19 protein-coding genes are annotated in these 16,530 nt (G+C 36.3%); 10 read left to right on the forward strand and 9 right to left on the reverse strand.

Annotated elements, in window-relative coordinates; genetic code table 11:
• Window positions 1-89: 89 nt before the first annotated feature.
• The 4 genes from SOM16_RS05595 to SOM16_RS05610 all read left to right on the forward strand — a co-directional run bounded on the left by SOM16_RS05595 (window position 90) and on the right by SOM16_RS05610 (window position 2,499).
• Window positions 90-608: a thioredoxin family protein gene (locus tag SOM16_RS05595; protein ID WP_320463004.1), complete on the forward strand. Its 519-nt coding sequence runs from the start codon at window positions 90-92 to the stop codon at window positions 606-608.
• Between the two features lie 68 nt (window positions 609-676).
• Entirely contained in the window at window positions 677-1,357 is a 681-nt protein-coding gene (ung, locus tag SOM16_RS05600; protein WP_320463005.1) for a uracil-DNA glycosylase, read from the forward strand.
• Window positions 1,357-2,022 (forward strand): alpha/beta hydrolase, encoded by a 666-nt coding sequence (locus SOM16_RS05605; protein ID WP_320463006.1) that lies wholly within the window; start codon window positions 1,357-1,359, stop codon window positions 2,020-2,022. The genes ung and SOM16_RS05605 overlap by 1 nt, the downstream gene beginning before the upstream one ends.
• Window positions 2,023-2,085: 63 nt before the next feature.
• Complete coding sequence (locus SOM16_RS05610; RefSeq protein ID WP_320463007.1) at window positions 2,086-2,499, forward strand: GxxExxY protein; 414 nt, start codon at window positions 2,086-2,088, stop codon at window positions 2,497-2,499.
• A 291-nt stretch (window positions 2,500-2,790) separates the two neighbouring features.
• On the opposite strand, the gene SOM16_RS05615 is transcribed toward SOM16_RS05610, so the two are convergent.
• On the reverse strand, window positions 2,791-3,261 hold the full coding sequence (locus SOM16_RS05615; protein WP_056850310.1) for an Lrp/AsnC family transcriptional regulator: 471 nt from the start codon (window positions 3,259-3,261) through the stop codon (window positions 2,791-2,793).
• Between the two features lie 126 nt (window positions 3,262-3,387).
• Between SOM16_RS05615 and SOM16_RS05620 the strand changes: the two genes are divergently transcribed.
• A complete protein-coding gene (locus SOM16_RS05620; RefSeq protein WP_320463008.1) occupies window positions 3,388-4,050 on the forward strand; it encodes a metal-dependent transcriptional regulator in 663 nt (220 codons plus the stop codon).
• Window positions 4,037-5,899, forward strand: a complete 1,863-nt coding sequence (locus tag SOM16_RS05625) for an Nramp family divalent metal transporter (RefSeq protein ID WP_320463009.1) — start codon at window positions 4,037-4,039, stop codon at window positions 5,897-5,899. The genes SOM16_RS05620 and SOM16_RS05625 overlap by 14 nt, the downstream gene beginning before the upstream one ends.
• A 3-nt stretch (window positions 5,900-5,902) precedes the next feature.
• Here the strand turns inward: SOM16_RS05625 and SOM16_RS05630 are convergent, their stop codons facing one another.
• A complete protein-coding gene (locus SOM16_RS05630; protein WP_320463010.1) occupies window positions 5,903-6,382 on the reverse strand; it encodes a TlpA family protein disulfide reductase in 480 nt (159 codons plus the stop codon).
• Window positions 6,383-6,602: 220 nt separating this feature from the next.
• On the opposite strand from SOM16_RS05630, the gene smpB reads away from it, so the two are divergent.
• On the forward strand, window positions 6,603-7,052 hold the full coding sequence (gene smpB / locus SOM16_RS05635) for an SsrA-binding protein (protein ID WP_029284382.1): 450 nt from the start codon (window positions 6,603-6,605) through the stop codon (window positions 7,050-7,052).
• A 208-nt stretch (window positions 7,053-7,260) separates the two neighbouring features.
• Here the strand turns inward: smpB and SOM16_RS05640 are convergent, their stop codons facing one another.
• Complete coding sequence (locus tag SOM16_RS05640) at window positions 7,261-7,917, reverse strand: protein-L-isoaspartate(D-aspartate) O-methyltransferase (RefSeq protein WP_320463011.1); 657 nt, start codon at window positions 7,915-7,917, stop codon at window positions 7,261-7,263.
• Between the two features lie 185 nt (window positions 7,918-8,102).
• Here SOM16_RS05640 and SOM16_RS05645 point away from each other — a divergent pair, with 185 nt between their 5' ends.
• A complete protein-coding gene (locus SOM16_RS05645) occupies window positions 8,103-8,780 on the forward strand; it encodes a hypothetical protein (RefSeq protein ID WP_320463012.1) in 678 nt (225 codons plus the stop codon).
• Here the strand turns inward: SOM16_RS05645 and priA are convergent.
• The gene (gene priA, locus SOM16_RS05650) at window positions 8,777-11,257 is read right to left on the reverse strand and encodes a replication restart helicase PriA (protein WP_320463013.1); all 2,481 of its coding nucleotides are present in this window, start codon (window positions 11,255-11,257) and stop codon (window positions 8,777-8,779) included. The genes SOM16_RS05645 and priA overlap by 4 nt on opposite strands.
• On the reverse strand, window positions 11,257-11,643 hold the full coding sequence (locus SOM16_RS05655; RefSeq protein WP_320463014.1) for a DUF423 domain-containing protein: 387 nt from the start codon (window positions 11,641-11,643) through the stop codon (window positions 11,257-11,259). The genes priA and SOM16_RS05655 overlap by 1 nt, the downstream gene beginning before the upstream one ends.
• A gap of 93 nt (window positions 11,644-11,736) precedes the next feature.
• On the opposite strand from SOM16_RS05655, the gene SOM16_RS05660 reads away from it, so the two are divergent.
• Window positions 11,737-13,305, forward strand: a complete 1,569-nt coding sequence (locus SOM16_RS05660; protein ID WP_320463015.1) for a hypothetical protein — start codon at window positions 11,737-11,739, stop codon at window positions 13,303-13,305.
• A 28-nt stretch (window positions 13,306-13,333) separates the two neighbouring features.
• On the forward strand, window positions 13,334-14,740 hold the full coding sequence (locus SOM16_RS05665) for a DUF5723 family protein (RefSeq protein WP_320463016.1): 1,407 nt from the start codon (window positions 13,334-13,336) through the stop codon (window positions 14,738-14,740).
• On the opposite strand, the gene tsaB is transcribed toward SOM16_RS05665, so the two are convergent.
• The 4 genes from tsaB to rpmH all read right to left on the reverse strand — a co-directional run bounded on the left by tsaB (window position 14,741) and on the right by rpmH (window position 16,391).
• Entirely contained in the window at window positions 14,741-15,427 is a 687-nt protein-coding gene (tsaB, locus tag SOM16_RS05670) for a tRNA (adenosine(37)-N6)-threonylcarbamoyltransferase complex dimerization subunit type 1 TsaB (protein WP_320463017.1), read from the reverse strand.
• Window positions 15,428-15,555: 128 nt separating this feature from the next.
• Window positions 15,556-15,786, reverse strand: a complete 231-nt coding sequence (yidD, locus tag SOM16_RS05675) for a membrane protein insertion efficiency factor YidD (protein ID WP_320463018.1) — start codon at window positions 15,784-15,786, stop codon at window positions 15,556-15,558.
• Window positions 15,770-16,168, reverse strand: coding sequence for a ribonuclease P protein component (locus SOM16_RS05680; RefSeq protein WP_320463019.1), 399 nt, complete (start codon window positions 16,166-16,168; stop codon window positions 15,770-15,772). The genes yidD and SOM16_RS05680 overlap by 17 nt, the downstream gene beginning before the upstream one ends.
• Before the next feature lie 64 nt (window positions 16,169-16,232).
• Window positions 16,233-16,391 (reverse strand): 50S ribosomal protein L34, encoded by a 159-nt coding sequence (gene rpmH / locus SOM16_RS05685; protein WP_010601723.1) that lies wholly within the window; start codon window positions 16,389-16,391, stop codon window positions 16,233-16,235.
• Window positions 16,392-16,530: the final 139 nt, after the last annotated feature.

The raw sequence follows: 16,530 nt of genomic DNA on the forward strand, positions 1-16,530 counted from the left end.
GCAAATATCGTTTTTAAATGGCAGAAATTAGATTTTAAAATAATAATTTCATTAAAAATTTCACTGGTACAACAATCCACCTGGTTAACATGAAAATAATCCTATCTATTACCTTAATTATCATAGCAATGAACGTTTCTGCACAGGAAATCAACAAAAAAATACACGATCAGGTTCATAATAAAGATATCTTAATCAATGCCTGCACACGTGAGGGATTAACCTTACTTCCTGAATTTAAGGAAATGTATGATCCACTCTACACGGCCTATACGCCTGACGCTGCGACCATGATTGAACTTAAAAAGCTGGTAAAAAAAGAAAAAATTAAAATTGTTTTTGGCACCTGGTGTGGTGATAGTAAAGTCAACGTCCCTAACTTCTTCAAAATTCTGGACGCACTTCATTTCAAAGAGAAAAATGTTGAGCTTATTGCTGTAGATGGAAATAAGAAAGCAGAAAATGGCATTATTGACGGACTGGAAATAAAAATGGTACCCACCTTTATTGTCTATGATCAAACAGGAAAAGAGTTAGGCAGAATCATTGAAGGACCTAAAACAACACTTGAAGGCGACTTGTTAGCTATTTATCAGAAAAAGCCGTAAACTATTGGCAATTGAATTCGTTTCAATATTAATCGCAATTAATACCATTTAGAAATACCATTATAATTATGTCTGCAGCATTAGAGCCGGGTTGGTTAGCCGTTTTAGATCAAGAATTTGAAAAAGATTATATGAAAAATCTTAAATCTTTTTTAAAAGAAGAAAAGGAACGCGGCGCAACAGTTTATCCGAAAGGACAGGACATTTTTAACGCTTTAAATACTACACCCTTCGATCAGGTTAAAGTGGTAATATTGGGCCAAGATCCCTATCATGGTACAGGTCAGGCACATGGCCTGTCGTTTTCCGTACAGCGTGGAATGACAGTGCCACCATCACTGAAGAACATTTATAAAGAATTAGAGACTGATATTGACGGTTTTAAATCTCCACCTCATGGAAATTTAACGCATTGGGCAGAACAAGGTGTACTGCTGTTAAATGCAACCTTAACCGTTCGGGCAGCAGAGGCTGGTTCACATCAAAATCGCGGCTGGGAGATTTTTACAGATGAGATTATCAAATCACTTTCAGAAAAAAGCGAGCACATTGTGTTTTTACTTTGGGGAAAATATGCTCAACAGAAAGCAGCGTTAATTGACCAGAAAAAACATTACGTACTTACTGCCGCTCACCCCTCTCCTTTCTCTGCTTATAATGGTTTCTTCGGATCGAGGCATTTCTCGAAAGCCAACCAATTGCTGCTTCAAAATAATTTAAAACCAATTGACTGGAATTTGCCGGTATAATGAATGCTTATTTTATAAGTGGCTTAGGTGCCGATAGAAGAATATTCTCAAAAATCAAACTTGATGAACGCATTGATATAATTCATGTTGACTGGATTACCCCTCTTAAAAATGAATCATTGGTCAGTTATGCCAAAAGATTGAGTGAAATTATAGATACTGATAAACCTTATGTTTTAGTCGGAGTTTCTTTTGGAGGAATGATTGCTGTTGAGATTTCAAAAATTTTAAATCCTTTGCTAACGATAGCGATATCAAGTACGATATTAAGCTATGAATTACCAGTTCTTTATCGCTTAGCGGGTAAGCTGAGTTTGATAAAACTAATTCCATCTAGTCTTATTAAATCATCTAACAGATTTAGTCAAAACTTTTTTTTTGGAACTAAATCTATTGAGGAAAAGACGTTACTCAGCAGAATCATTTCGGATACCGATCCTAAGTTCTTAAAGTGGGCGATCGTTAGTATTTTAGAATGGAGAAATACCATCAGACCTGATCGTCTATATCATATTCATGGCACTAAAGATAAAATTCTGTATTCAAAAGCGAAGCCAGATTTTTCAATTCAAAATGGGACACATTTCATGGTTTATCAGAATGCTAAAGAAATCTCGGGAATTATTGATAAATTAGTATTGAATTTACCACCTAAGACATCTTAGAAGACCCTATTGAAATTCAAAAATCATCCCGGAATAGAAATTAACTTTTTAGATGATTTTTTTATGAGTATCAACAAATCTTTTCTCGATAATTTAGAATACAACGTTACAGGGGCATGTATTGAAGTGCACAAAATTTTAGGCCCTGGATTACTCGAAAGTGTCTATGTAAGATGTTTGATAAGAGAATTACAGCTGCGAGACATAAATTATACAGCTGAACAATCGATCCTATTAAGCTATAAAGATGTAGTGCTAGATACAGCATTAAGGGCAGATCTATATATTGAAAATTGCCTTATTATAGAGTTAAAATCGGTTGAAAGGATATTACCTGTACATGAAGCACAAATATTAACCTATATGAAGCTACTTAAAGCTCCGAAGGGTTTGCTCATCAACTTCAATTGCACAAATATTATTCAATATGGTAAAAAAGCTTTTGTTAGTGAATACATGCATAATTTCAACACCTAACTTTGATACACTAAGATGTCTTAGGTGGTAAAAACTCATAAAATAATTTTTTTTTAAAAGGACACAACCTACCGTGTGCATGAAGCTACTTAAAGCCTTAATAGGCTTGCTCATAAACTTTAACTTCACTTATATTATCTACATGGTAAAAAAGCTTTTGTTAGTAAGTTTATGCATTATTTCGACACCTAACTTTGATGTACTTAGATGTTTTAGGTGGTAAAAAAGCTTTTATTATGCGTAATTTCAATACCTAAACTTAGATTTCTTAAGTATTAACTAATAAGTTCCTTAATACTCCAACGGCACAATCGGCTCTTTCTTAGTAGTTGACATAATCATCATCGTCTGAAAAGTTTTAACTACAGAAATCTTACTGATTTTCTCCATGATTAAACGCTCATATGATTTGATATCTTTAACGTAAACCTTCAGAAGAAAATCTGCCTGACCTGTTACATGGTGACATTCTGTAATTTCTTTAATTTGATTTACTTCATCTAAAAAGATTTGAATTGTATTATTTTTATGAAAATCCAGTTGAATCTGTATAAAGGTTTTAATACCCAAACCTAATTTTTCTTCATCAACCAGGGCATGATAGCTTTTAATAAACCCGGCCATTTCCAGTTTACGAACGCGTTCTAAAGTAGGCGCCGGAGATAGTCCGATTTCCTGTGACAAAAGTAAGTTCGTAATACGACCGTTTTCCTGTAAAATTCTTAAGATTTTAAAATCAATTTTATCTAATTCTGATGCCATATAAATTCAAAGGTATTGAGAACACAAACATAACCAAATTATATTCTACATTTTAACATAATTTATCTAATAAATTTTAGGAAATAATTTTTAGATTTACCTAAAAATAAAATTAGATAAACGTAAATGCAAAGTTTCACTGAAGAGAATTATCTCAAGATTATTTATCACTTAGCAGAAAATACCGATAACGTTCAAACCAATGCCATCGCAGCGCAAATGCAAACCAAACCCGCATCGGTAACAGATATGATTAAGAAATTGGCCGAAAAAGGTTTTGTAGATTATATTAAATACCAGGGCGTTACCTTAACAGATAAAGGCCGGAATGCGGCGATAGATATTGTGCGTAAACACCGTTTATGGGAAGTCTTCCTGGTTGATAAACTCAATTTTAAATGGGATGAGGTGCATGATGTAGCTGAAGAACTCGAACATATTAAGTCTACCGCATTAATTGAACGACTAGATGAGTTTCTGGGTTTCCCCAAATCAGACCCACATGGTGATCCTATTCCAGACAAAAACGGAAGGTTTGCAAAAACGCAGTTCACTAAACTCATCGATTTAAAAATTGGAGATAATGGTACCATTACAGGCGTTAGTCAGCATAGTTCTGCTTTTCTAAAGCATTTAGAGAAACTTGGTTTAACACTTGGCAAACAAATCGAAGTTAATGATGTTACCGATTTTGATGGTTCAGTAGAAATTCTGGTTGCCGCGAAACAAATTAATATCAGTAGAGAAGTTGCAAAACATATTTTAATAAGCAGTAATGGCAAAAACTGAATCGCTTAGCGAGGTACACCAAAGCGTAAATACCAGTAAAAGAAAAGGCTGGAGAAGAATTTTATCATTTATTGGCCCCGCCTATCTAATCAGTGTTGGTTATATGGACCCGGGTAACTGGGCAACAGACCTTGCCGGAGGAAGTAAATTTGGATATCAATTAATCTGGGTATTGTTAATGTCTAATCTGATTGCCCTATTATTGCAATCACTAAGTGCCAGGTTAGGCATTGTACGCGGATTAGATTTAGCGCAAGCTTCCAAACATGCCTATCCACGCTGGGCTAATATCCCACTGTTTGGCTTGGCACAAACCGCTATTATTGCCTGCGATTTAGCAGAAATTATTGGGATGGCCATTGGCTTACAATTGCTCTTCGGTTTGCCACTTATCTGGGGAATTTCCATTACGATCTTCGATACTATCCTGCTTCTTTTTCTTTTAAACAGAGGCATGAGGGCTATGGAAGGTTTTATTGTATCGATGGTATTTATTGTTGGGATCTCTTTTTTAGTAGAAATGTTTATTGTAGAACCATCACTTAAAGAAATTGCTAAAGGATTCGAGCCTTCTATATTGAATGGTGATGCGCTATATATTGCCATTGGAATTATTGGTGCTACAGTGATGCCACATAATCTCTACCTACACTCCTCCCTGGTTCAAACCCGGAAGATAGAACGCACCAACAAAGGAATAAAGGAAGCTTTAAAGTTTAACTTGATTGATACTACCGTTGCGCTTAATCTGGCTTTCTTCGTTAATGCTGCAATCTTAATCTTAGCTGCCGCTGCTTTTTATAAAAATGGCTTACATGAAGTAGCAGAAATACAGGATGCCCACAAATTACTTTCGAATATTTTTGGAAATGTAGCACCTGCTCTTTTTGCAATCGCATTAATTGCCGCCGGACAAAGTTCTACCGTTACCGGGACTTTAGCTGGTCAGATTATTATGGAAGGACATATCAATCTTCGCATTCAACCCTGGTTAAGAAGGCTGATTACCCGTTTACTAGCCATTATACCTGCGTTTTTCACAATCCTTCACTATGGAGATGATGCGCTAGGTGGACTATTAGTTTTAAGTCAGGTGGTATTGAGCTTACAATTGGGTTTTGCGGTGATTCCTTTAATACATTTTAATTCAGACAAAAAACTGATGAAAGACTTTGCCATTAAAAATTGGGTAAAAGTCTTGGCATGGGCGAGCGCCTTCGCTATTATCGCATTAAACGTAAAATTAGTAATAGAAGAAATAAGTGGCTGGGCATCAGCAGCAAATAACTGGTGGATATATGTAATCGTGGCTCCTGCTCTAGTATTTATAGTGTTTCTGCTTTTGTACGTTTTCTTCCATCCACTCATTGAGAAAAAAAATCGCGAAAGGCAAATGGTGCCTCACGGAAATGCTTTAGATATCGGGAAAATAGAAAGAATCAGTTATAGTAGAATTGGTATTGCGGTAGATTTTTCTGAGAACGATCGCAATACGATCAGGCACGCCCTTATTCAGGGTGGAAAAGAGGCGCATTATTATTTAATTCATGTGGTGGAAACGGCAGCTGCAAGATACCATGGTCAGGAAGTAATGGACCATGAAACAGAAAGTGATGCAAAAAACCTGGAGAAATATAAAATAAACCTCGAAGACCTTGGATATGATTCCACACCTTATATCGGCTTCGGCAATACCGCTAAAGCCATAGCAAATATTAGCAACAATAATGAATTGGAACTTTTAGTGATGGGCGCGCATGGACACAAAGGCCTGAAGGATTTGATTTTCGGAACAACAGTTAATTCAGTTAGGCATAAAGTAAATATCCCGGTACTGATTATTCGGTAGCGATTATTTATTGATAACCTTCATCACCTTTTTAATCCCCCCATCACCAGAATTATAGACTAACAATTTATTAGCCGTTGAATATAAATACATTGCAGGGTACATAGAGGGCAAAAATGCAGGAATAAACATGTGATTTTTATCTTGTAGAACTGTAACGTTAGCTTTGGTATTTAACCCTTTCGCATAGGTGTTAAAAAACTGCGGAATGATGTAAGCCTCATCCAAAGTAATCAGGTAAATATTAGCTTTTTGAAATTGCGCATAATTTGCATTCAAGCTCTTCATTTCACGTTGGCAATGTTCGCAGGTACAATCAAAAAGGATGAATAAGTTCTTCTTTCCTTGTTTTAGATCCTTGTTGGAGAATGCCTTTCCATCTAATTTGAAAAAGGTAAATTGTGGCAGTAAAGCAGGCTGTTGCGCTTTAACCTGATAAGTAACGGCTAACAGAAAAACTAAAAAAAGGCTTTTAAATTTCATTTTCGATGTTTAAATTCCAAACTTAATTGATTTTATTGAGAAGATAATCATATTCTTTTTAGCTTCTACAAACAGATGAACTTTTTGTTTGTTAAGTTAGCCACGATGAAATTGAATAAAATCGGAATATCACATCAATTTTTAAGATATTTGCAGCCCGGTGATTTTAACCGATAAGTTGTAGCAAGTTTTGCTACAACGATTAATAACAATACAAGCTTTGAAAAACGATATTAACATAAAAAATAAACGGGCCTACTTTGATTACAATTTACTGGATAAATACGTAGCCGGAATTGCCCTTCTAGGAACAGAAATAAAAGCCATCAGACAAGGAAAAGCAAATATGACTGATGCTTTTTGCATGTTTATTGGTGGAAATCTTTACGTAAGAAATCTCCACGTTTCTGAATATAGCCACAGCTCTTTTTATCATCACGATATTAAAAGAGACCGTGCTTTGCTTTTGCAAAAGAAGGAGATCAGAAAACTCAAATTAAAAGGAGAAGAAAAAGGCTATACTATTGTTCCGCTTCGCATCTTCGTAAACGAACGTGGATTTGCCAAAATTGAAATCGCTCTTGCCCAGGGTAAAAAGGAGTTTGATAAACGCGATAGCATTAAAGACAGAGATACTAAACGTGAACTGGATCGGGCAATGAAAAGGTAGTCGTGAGTCAAGAGTCTCTAGTCAGAAGCCCAAAGTTTGGAGTCATCATTCAGGAGTATTTACAAATTCCAAAGCATGATTTTTAACTTTTAAATAAACTAGTGATTTATTACATTAGAGTTGATACCAGCCTATAGCTACTTAAGACTCAATTCTTTAAATGATTAATAGACTTTCGACTAATGACTTTAGACTAAAGACTTATTAATTACCAAGCCTGATCCCCTACTAATGGCACAAACCTGAAAGTATCTAGTACTATTTTCTCATAATCTGTATCGCTTACCCTAATTACAGTAACCATTTTTTGTGTTTTTTCATCGCCAACCGGAATAACGAGGATGCCTCCGATTTTAAGTTGTTTTAACAAGATCTCAGGAACCAGGGGCGCACCTGCAGTTACGATAATTTTATCATAGGGCGCATGTTCTGCAACGCCTTTTGATCCATCTCCACAACAAAAAACAGGCTTGTAACCCATTCCTGGTAAAACCTGGATAGTTCTGTTATAAATATTCTGCTGCCGCTCAATCGTTACCACTTTAGCGCCTAGTTCCATCAGAACACAGGTCTGATAGCCTGAGCCAGTTCCGATTTCTAAAACTTTATCGCCATTTTTAATGTGTAATAATTCACTTTGATAGGCTACGGTATAGGGTTGTGAAATGGTTTGACCATCGCCAATTGGAAAGGCAATATCTTTATAAGCTTGATTCCAGAAAGTTTCATCAAAAAAGAAATGACGCGGAACTTTACCAATTGCTTTTAATACTTGCTCATCTTCTATTCCGCGAGATCTTAACAGTTCTACCAGTTTCTTTCTCGCACCACGCTCCCGGTAATTATCAACAAATTTATAGGCCATAAAGTCTCAAAATTAGCTTTTTTAAGTGGTGATGCAAGATAAAGAAATCCACATTGACTTAAGTTGCAGAATATCAAAAGCAAAATATGCTATTAATAAAGTTTGAGTTAATCATAATACTGAAGTGAGGAATTATTTCTACTTTTGGGATCAATAAATTTTAAAGAAAATCAGTACCACTACATATGAAGAAAATCTTACTAAGTCTATTCACACTGTGTATATCTTTAGCTTCGTTTGCCCAAACCGGGGCAGATTATAATTACACTATAGGTTTTCGTGCTTTTAGTTTAATGCAGTTGCCAAAAATATTAAACCAAACCAATACTCAGGATTATACCAAAGCCTTCGCAAATGGCGCCATGCTTAAATTTAATGATAATCAGATCAGCTACCGTATTAGTGGTGCTTATTACAGAGATGATATCCAGTTTGATAATACTTGTGCTACCTGTGAGATTGCGAATGGAAAAGTAACTGATTACTCTTTTAAAATTGGTTTCGAAAAAAACTTTAACTATTCAAAAATCCAACCCTATTTTGGCTTTGATTTAGGCTATCGTTCAAACCGCTTCACGGGAACAATTGCACAACGCAACCCAGCGGCCAGCAATGTGATGCAAACTGCCGATGCCAGTAAAAATGGCTTGGTATTAACACCGTTAATAGGTTTAAAGGTAAACCTCATCCCACAGTTAAATTTCTACGCAGAAAGTAACCTGGATTTTTATTACTCTTATGAAAAGCAAGACATTACCGAAGCAGGCGGTGTAGGCAGAACAGTGAACACTTACAAAAAGTGGGAATTTTTGCTTAATCCCATATCAGTAGGATTACAATTCAGCCTGAACGGAAAAAATTAGTACGGATCTACATCGATCTGCATAAATACCCCTTTGAACTCCTTGGTGGCATTAAACTGCGTAAGTGTTTCCCGTAGCGCATCTTTAACCTTTTGGATAGCAGTGTGTTTATCGGCTTTAATGATGATTTGTTTGATATAAAGATTTCGAACCCGACTTACTAAAGGTTGCTCTGGGCCAAGCACGCGTTTCCCAAATTTTGCTTTCAGGATATTGGCCAAGGTTAAGGCGGCATGATCCAGTACGTGCGAATCTTTATGTTTAATGTAGAGGAATATCATCCTTGAAAATGGTGGATACAGAAACTTCTCCCGCTCTGCAATTTCGTCGTTATACATCCCTTCATAATCATTCTCCACTACTTGCTTGATAATTCTGTTCCCCGCATCATATGTTTGGATACAGACACTACCCTGATCTGCTCTTCTTCCTGCCCTACCTGCAACCTGAGCCAATAATTGATAGCTTCTTTCATATGCCCTGAAATCAGGATAACCCAAAAGCGTATCGGCATTGATTACGCCAATCAGGTTTAAATTATCAAAATCTAATCCTTTCGCAACCATTTGCGTACCAATTAAAATGTCAGTTTTCTTTTCCTGGAAATCGTTTAAGATTTGCTGCAGGCCATTTTTTGTTCGGGTACTATCCATATCCAGGCGGGCGATGGAAACATCCGGATAAAGTAATTTCAATTCCTCTTCAATCCTTTCCGTACCAAAGCCTTTTTGTTCTACATGCACAGAACCGCATGCCGGACAAATGTTTACGCTGCTTTGCTGATAACCACAGTAGTGACAATGCAATTTCCCACTGCTTTTGTGATAGGTTAAGCTCACATCGCAATTCACACATTTTGGCGTATATCCACAAGTTGCACAAATCAAAATTGTGGCATAACCACGTCTGTTTTGAAAAAGAACAATTTGCTCCTTTTTGGAAAGTGCGAGATCAATACCTTTAATCAGTACACTGGAGAAATAAGAAACCATTGTTTTTCTCTTGGTTTCTTCAGAAATGCTCACAACCTTTTGATCGGGCAGCTGAACACCACCAAATCTTTCCTTCATTTCTACAAGGCCATATTTACCCTGCAAGGCATTATAATAACTTTCTAAAGATGGTGTGGCAGAACCCAGAATCACTTTAGCCTGATGAAGATGAGCCAGATAAATAGAGGCATCTCTGGCCTGATACCGGGGTGCGGGATCGTACTGCTTGTAAGAAGGCTCATGCTCTTCATCCACCACAATTAGCTTGAGGTTTTGAAAGGGAAGGAAAACCGCCGACCGGGCACCTAAAATTACTTTAAAAGTACCAGTACGAACTTTATTCCAGATTTCAACCCTTTCGCTATTGTTAAATTTGGAATGATAAACACCAATTGCGTTTCCAAAATAACGTTTAATCCGCTCAACTATCTGTGTGGTCAAGGCAATTTCAGGCAATAGAAATAACACCTGACCATCTGTATGCTGAATAATTTCTTCAATCAGTTTAATGTACACCTGGGTTTTCCCCGAAGCGGTAACCCCATGCAGCAAAACAACATCCTTCTCCTTAAAATGATCATTGATTTTTAAAAGTGCCTTTTCCTGATGTTCGTTAAGTTTGAAATTGATACTAAACGCTTCATCATTTACTGCTAAACGGCTTACCGGACGTTTCATTATCACAAAAATTTCTTTGTCGATAAGTGCCTTTAAAACTGCTGGTCCACAATTACTTTCTTCAAGCAACTGTTCTTTCGCAATGGGAAGGTTTGATTTTTCAAGTTTAAGATAGGCCAACAAGACATCCAGCTGTTTTGGTGCACGTTCTAAAACATTAAAAAGTTGCTTTAAATTCTCCTGATCTTTATAAAAATCATTGAGCAGAACAAAGGATTTTAATAGCGGTTTATATTTTTGTACCACTTCTTCAGCTACTAAAATCAGGTCTTTTTCTAATAGATTATTAATGATAGGATAAATTGTTTTTTGTCCCAAAAGTTTAGAAACATCATTAACCGTTAGCTTTTGCTGCTTTTTAAGCGTTGAGATAATAATCTCTTCTTTTTCTGTAAGTACAATTTCGTCGCTAAAATCATCACTAAGCATGAGGATGGTTTCGCTAGCCAGTTTTAAACTTGCTGGCAGTGCAGCAGTCATTACGTCACCTTCATTACACATGTAATAGTTAGTCATCCAGGTCCAGAATTTTAGTTGCATGGGGGTTACAACAGGTTCGGAATCGATGATGTCAATGATATATTTCGCTTCGTAAGCAGTAGGTGATTTTTTTGAAATGCCACTAATTAAGGCAGCATAAATTTTATGTTTTCCAAACTGAACCACTACCCTTTTGCCGATAGCAACCTGATCATTTAAATCGAAGGGTATTCTATAGGTATAGTTCTTTGCCAAAGATAAAGGCAAGATCACTTCTACAAAAAGTGTTTCTCTTTCTGCAAAAAAATCATTTTCAAAAGTTTCCATTATTTATCTTTAAATGCAGCGAAAAACAGCATGATCCAACCCAAAACAAATAATAATCCGCCAATCGGCGTTAAGGGACCTATTAAATTTACGAAATCCAGATGTAAAATACTTCGGGTGGCCAATAAATAAAGTGAACCCGAAAAAAGGGTAATGCCAAAGGTAAAGCAGATATAAGCAATATTAATTAGCTTGTTTCTATAGCGGGCAAACGTTGATAAATATAAAAGAGCAAAGGTATGATAAAACTGGTAATCAACCCCTTTCTGCCAGATTTCGAGTGAAGGTGCATCTACCAATTCTTTTAAGGCATGTGCGCCGAATGCGCCTAATAAAACAGCAACAAATCCGAAAAAGGACGCAGTAAGTATTATTCGTTTATTCATATGTACATTTTGCCAGAAGCAATCGCTAAATTAATAAATTGACAAAGAACTTCGCTCTAATCAATGTAATAAATTAAATTTGTTGCACAGCAGATGAGAAAAATCATAATTTTAGTAAGCGTTTTATTATTGGGCGTGGTGTTAATGTCCTATTTATACTTTTCTAAATTGGGGGTTGAAAACGATGCAAAGGATCTTGCTCTTCAGTCAGCAACCAATAATGCCGCCCTTCTTTTTGCCTTTCAGAACGATAAAGGCTTTTACGAAATTATTGAAGGACAAAGCCTCTTACAGCAAGCTATTGGACAGGAAAAAACCGACTTACTTAAACAGCTAAAGGAAAGTTTCGTTAATAATAAGACCATTAATAGCCTGATTCTGGATCAGGAAATCTACATTAGTTTACTGCCCGATAGTAATAAAACACTTAACTTTCTCCTTACTGTTCAGGTTAAACCCAATCAGACTGCACTGAATTTTCAAAACCAACTTAAACCATTTCTTACGCCAATAGCTCAGGAAAAAAATATCTACAGCGCTAAAGTGAATGATAGCCTGAATATCTTTGTTGGTGTTCAACAACAGGTTTTAACCCTATCAACTTCGGTAAAATTGATTAAAGATGCAGGAATAAGGCTTAATGAAAATCCTTTCACCGCTTACATCAAAGAATCAAGATTGCAGAATAAAAATGTTTTGGCTCAATTGTACATTAACTACAACCAGGCACCGCTTTTACTTAAGAACATTATTTCAGGGAATATTAACGGGGAACTTGCTGTATTTAATGCGCAGAACAGTTTTGCTACCCTTAATTATAATTTTAGCAAGGAGAAGATTTTATTTAATGGCAACACCGAAATTAAGGCGGCTGATAATTATTTAAAACTTTTTGAAAATATACCGGTTCAAAAGATAGAAATCCAAAATGTTTTGCCCGATCAGACTGCCAACTATACTATTTACGCTTTTGATAATTATCAATCGTGGCAGAAAAAATTAATAAACTGGCAAGCGCAAAAGAAATTAACAGATCAGACAAGTTTATTGGTTAAGCAGGTTAAAAGTACTTACCGGACAGATCTGAATGCAATCTTCCCTGTATACTTAAAAAATCAATTCGTAACGTTTCAATTAAACACAGGGGAGAAATTAACGGCAGTATCTTTAAGCAACGGTGAAAAGGTTAAACAATTATTGTTTGATGTGAGTGAAGATTTCAGTGATGAAATTAAACACTTTAAATCTTCCAACATTCTGTTTTCTTATCTTGGTGAGCCGCTTAAGAATTTTGTTAGACCATATTATATCATTATTGATAATTACCTGATTGCAGCCAATAACGCAAGTACCATACAGTCTTTTTTGAGCAGGTACCGTAACAATAAACTGCTGATTCAGGAACCAGAATACCTGGATGCCATGAACCAGCTTTCCAGCACTTCAAATATTGGGTATTATATTAATTTAAAGCGTTCTGGCCAGATCTTCAGGAGCCAGATGCGATCACAATATTACAAACATCTACAGGCTGACAGCGGCTTAAAAGCTTTCGATACTTTTTACTATCAAATGAGCACTGATCAAAGTAAATTTCTTACTAACTTGCTTCTAAACAAATATTTAAAACCACAGGTACCAGACTCATCAAGTAATCGTTAAATAAAAACAGGGCAGAAAATTAAATTAAATGAAGAAACTCTTACTCATCTTATTTTTATTGAGTGGTTGCTATTTTGCTAAGGCGCAACAATATGCACTATTTGGAACCAGAACAATGTTTGATGCGTTTGAAAACGTTTCTCAAAAATCTTTTACCCTGGATTCTTCACGTAAATTTTCCTCCAATTTCTTTTTACCGAACTTTGGTGCAAATGCAGCAAATGTTGGAGCGTCTGAATATGCCATAAGAAAATTAACTCAGGAAGGTGTAAACGATACTCGAAGACTTACACTAGGAGCAGGTGAAGTTAACCATTTTTTTTTAAACAGTAATGTATATGTGGCTACAGTGCGCATGTTCAAGTCCTATAAATATCAAAAAGAAATGGGGCTGTCCTGGCAGGTCAGGGTAGATTCTCATATCGACTACACAAATGAAACACTGGCGATTTTTGACAATTTAGACCGATTATCCCAGGTACAACAGACCAATGGAATATTAAACAATAAAGGATATCAGCAGTCTTATCACCAGTTTAGTTTTACCTACAGAGAAAACTATAATAAGCGGCTTGCCTTCGGCTTCAAGGCAAGTTTACTTAGTGGAATTCTATATAATAAGCTAAATATTGTAAAGTCTAACCTTTATATTGAACCAGACGGTAGCCAAATGCTGCTTGGTGTGAATGGTACATATCAGGCTAATTTCACAGATACGGAAGAAATTAGTAAAAGATCTTTTCTCCCAACCTTTAAAAATCCTGGCTTGTCGTTAAGTTTTGGTACCAACTATACTACAAAGAATGGTATATTTATGATGGCAAATGTGAAGGATCTTGGATTTATCTGGTGGCGAAGCGGAACGCAGGAGAATATTATTAGGGACCCTGCGAAAGTCATTATCTTAAATGATCAATCCGTCAACATTAATCAAAGTATCAGAGATATTTTCCTGACTGGCCAAAATGGCAAATTCATTGCAGCCACAAACGCAAAAATCGATATTTATGCTTCCAAGCAATACGGCTTTTATAAACCAGGTTTTGTAGCTTCCAAAAATCTGTTTTACAAAGGCGGCGACATTGCCTTTATAAATACTTTTATCTATAGAAACCTGGCTGCCAGCATAACGCCGCTTTATAATTTTAATAACATTTTCATGGTTGGTTTACAAGGGAAATATCAAACGCCAAACTTCGAGTTATTTGGTGGGGTAGATAACCTTATCTCTAGTGTAAGTTATGCAAGGGGACTTTACAGTACAACGGCAGATCGGGGTAGCGGCCCCAATGGCGCATCATTTTATATGGGGATAGGGATTAAATTTGGCAATATTGTTAACCATCCTCAGTTTAGTGATACCATGCCGGGCATTAATGATCAGCAAGAAGGAAGCTTCTTTAAAAATCTGTTTTCTGTCTTCAGAAGAAAGTAATCAGACTTTCTTTTTAGATTGGGTAACTACAAAATCTTTTAAGTAAAAAGGCTCGAAGTAAGCCACATCTTCAAAATGGTCTTGATTGAAGGCTTGGTTGGCTAAAGCAGACATGTAACGAGCAGCATTGAAATTCTGATCACTAAAACCAGCATTAGGATGATGGAGTATTGCTGCGCATTTAGCGGCGCCATCCCCTAAAAAAGTTATTTTGTTTTGCGAAAGTAAATCAGCGAAACTGGTTTCATCAATAATTTTAGCTGATGTAGGCTCGATAACTTCCAGCGATGAATTGTACACAGCTGTATAAACTTCCATCCTTCGCGCATCAATCATCGGGCAAATTAAACCAGTATATTCCGGGTTTTCAATTAGAAATCCAGCCGCCATCATTTTTAGTGTTTCTATGGCAATTAATGGCTTTTCTAATGCATAACATAAACCTTTAGCGGTAGAAACGCCTATTCTTAAGCCAGTATAAGAACCAGGCCCTTTACTCACCGCAACCGCATCTATGTCCTGATAAATTAATCCAGCAGCTTTCACCACCTCATCAATAAAAAGCGTAATATTACTGGCGTGAAGGTTTTGACCGCTCTCCTCTTTTATAGCAACAATTTTCTCATCAATTGATAAAGCAACAGAACAAACCTGTGTAGCAGTTTCTATTTGAAGTATTTTAGCCATGAGGCAAAGGTATTAAATGTAAAAGAGAAAAGGGGATTATAGTTGGGAGATTAAAGTCAGAAGTCTGGAGTCGGAAGTCAAGAGTCCGTAAATCCATCAATACTAAACAACTAAACCAATAAAACTGCTTAAGGCACCGGATCATGTCCGTGTTTCCCCCAGGGATGGCAACGACCGATCCGCTTTAAAGCCATCCAACCACCTTTAAACGGGCCATGTTTACGAATGGCTTCTATTCCATATTGCGAACAAGTTGGTGTAAACCTGCAATTGGCCCCAAGCATTGGAGAAATGGCATATTGATAAATCCTGATCAAACCTAAAAAAAACCAACCGAAAAACTTATTGATGAATTTCATTGGGCTGAATTAGGGTTTGAAAACGCTTAAAAGTAGCGACTAACTTTTTCTGGATAAAAATGAATTCGTATTTCTTTTTCCCTACAAACTGGATGGAGAAAAGCAGCAAACCTTTATTAGTTGAAAGCTGATTATAAAATTCTTCCTGTTTGTTTAATCGATAAGCTTCGCGAATGCGGCGCTTAAGTAAATTACGATCTACGGCCCGCTTATATCGTTTCTTTGGAACATTGATAACTACCTGAGCTGGAACACTGGCAGGTACATCAACAAATAGATAAGAGATGCGAAATGGGTATAATAAAAAAGAAGAACCGTTTTTAAACAGCAGATCTAAATGTTTTCTGCTGCATAACCGTTCTTCTTTTCTGAATGTGTACATATATTTTTGATTGATAATTGCAGATTTGCTCTGCCGATTCCGGTTCCGGAAAAGCAATCAAAAATTATGCTTTATGCTTGCGTTCGTCAGAAACTGTTAATCTTTTTCTTCCTTTAGCACGACGTGATGCTAATACTCGTCTGCCGTTAGCTGTTGCCATTCTTTCGCGGAAGCCGTGTTTGTTTCTTCTCTTTCTTTGCGAAGGTTGGTATGTTCTTTTCATGACTGTATATTATCTTATTAATTTCAAAATTAAGAGGTGCAAATATAAAGTGATTTCTCTACAAATGCAAGCGTGTTTAGTTTTTATTTTTTATTCAATTGCAAATGTAAAAAAACTTTTGAAAAATCAGACCTAATGA

It is taken from the genome of Pedobacter sp. CFBP9032, from assembly GCF_034045265.1.
Classification (GTDB): Bacteria; Bacteroidota; Bacteroidia; order Sphingobacteriales; family Sphingobacteriaceae; genus Pedobacter.

What these genes read in the sequence shown, in the direction of transcription:
- SOM16_RS05595 (WP_320463004.1), top strand. Translation starts at nt 90, where the DNA reads ATGAAAATAATCCTATCTATTACCTTAATTATCATAGCAATGAACGTT.
- ung (WP_320463005.1), top strand. Translation starts at nt 677, where the DNA reads ATGTCTGCAGCATTAGAGCCGGGTTGGTTAGCCGTTTTAGATCAAGAA.
- SOM16_RS05605 (WP_320463006.1), top strand. Translation starts at nt 1,357, where the DNA reads ATGAATGCTTATTTTATAAGTGGCTTAGGTGCCGATAGAAGAATATTC.
- SOM16_RS05610 (WP_320463007.1), top strand. Translation starts at nt 2,086, where the DNA reads ATGAGTATCAACAAATCTTTTCTCGATAATTTAGAATACAACGTTACA.
- SOM16_RS05615 (WP_056850310.1), bottom strand. Translation starts at nt 3,261, where the DNA reads ATGGCATCAGAATTAGATAAAATTGATTTTAAAATCTTAAGAATTTTA.
- SOM16_RS05620 (WP_320463008.1), top strand. Translation starts at nt 3,388, where the DNA reads ATGCAAAGTTTCACTGAAGAGAATTATCTCAAGATTATTTATCACTTA.
- SOM16_RS05625 (WP_320463009.1), top strand. Translation starts at nt 4,037, where the DNA reads ATGGCAAAAACTGAATCGCTTAGCGAGGTACACCAAAGCGTAAATACC.
- SOM16_RS05630 (WP_320463010.1), bottom strand. Translation starts at nt 6,382, where the DNA reads ATGAAATTTAAAAGCCTTTTTTTAGTTTTTCTGTTAGCCGTTACTTAT.
- SOM16_RS05640 (WP_320463011.1), bottom strand. Translation starts at nt 7,917, where the DNA reads ATGGCCTATAAATTTGTTGATAATTACCGGGAGCGTGGTGCGAGAAAG.
- SOM16_RS05645 (WP_320463012.1), top strand. Translation starts at nt 8,103, where the DNA reads ATGAAGAAAATCTTACTAAGTCTATTCACACTGTGTATATCTTTAGCT.
- priA (WP_320463013.1), bottom strand. Translation starts at nt 11,257, where the DNA reads ATGGAAACTTTTGAAAATGATTTTTTTGCAGAAAGAGAAACACTTTTT.
- SOM16_RS05655 (WP_320463014.1), bottom strand. Translation starts at nt 11,643, where the DNA reads ATGAATAAACGAATAATACTTACTGCGTCCTTTTTCGGATTTGTTGCT.
- SOM16_RS05660 (WP_320463015.1), top strand. Translation starts at nt 11,737, where the DNA reads ATGAGAAAAATCATAATTTTAGTAAGCGTTTTATTATTGGGCGTGGTG.
- SOM16_RS05665 (WP_320463016.1), top strand. Translation starts at nt 13,334, where the DNA reads ATGAAGAAACTCTTACTCATCTTATTTTTATTGAGTGGTTGCTATTTT.
- tsaB (WP_320463017.1), bottom strand. Translation starts at nt 15,427, where the DNA reads ATGGCTAAAATACTTCAAATAGAAACTGCTACACAGGTTTGTTCTGTT.
- yidD (WP_320463018.1), bottom strand. Translation starts at nt 15,786, where the DNA reads ATGAAATTCATCAATAAGTTTTTCGGTTGGTTTTTTTTAGGTTTGATC.
- SOM16_RS05680 (WP_320463019.1), bottom strand. Translation starts at nt 16,168, where the DNA reads ATGTACACATTCAGAAAAGAAGAACGGTTATGCAGCAGAAAACATTTA.
- rpmH (WP_010601723.1), bottom strand. Translation starts at nt 16,391, where the DNA reads ATGAAAAGAACATACCAACCTTCGCAAAGAAAGAGAAGAAACAAACAC.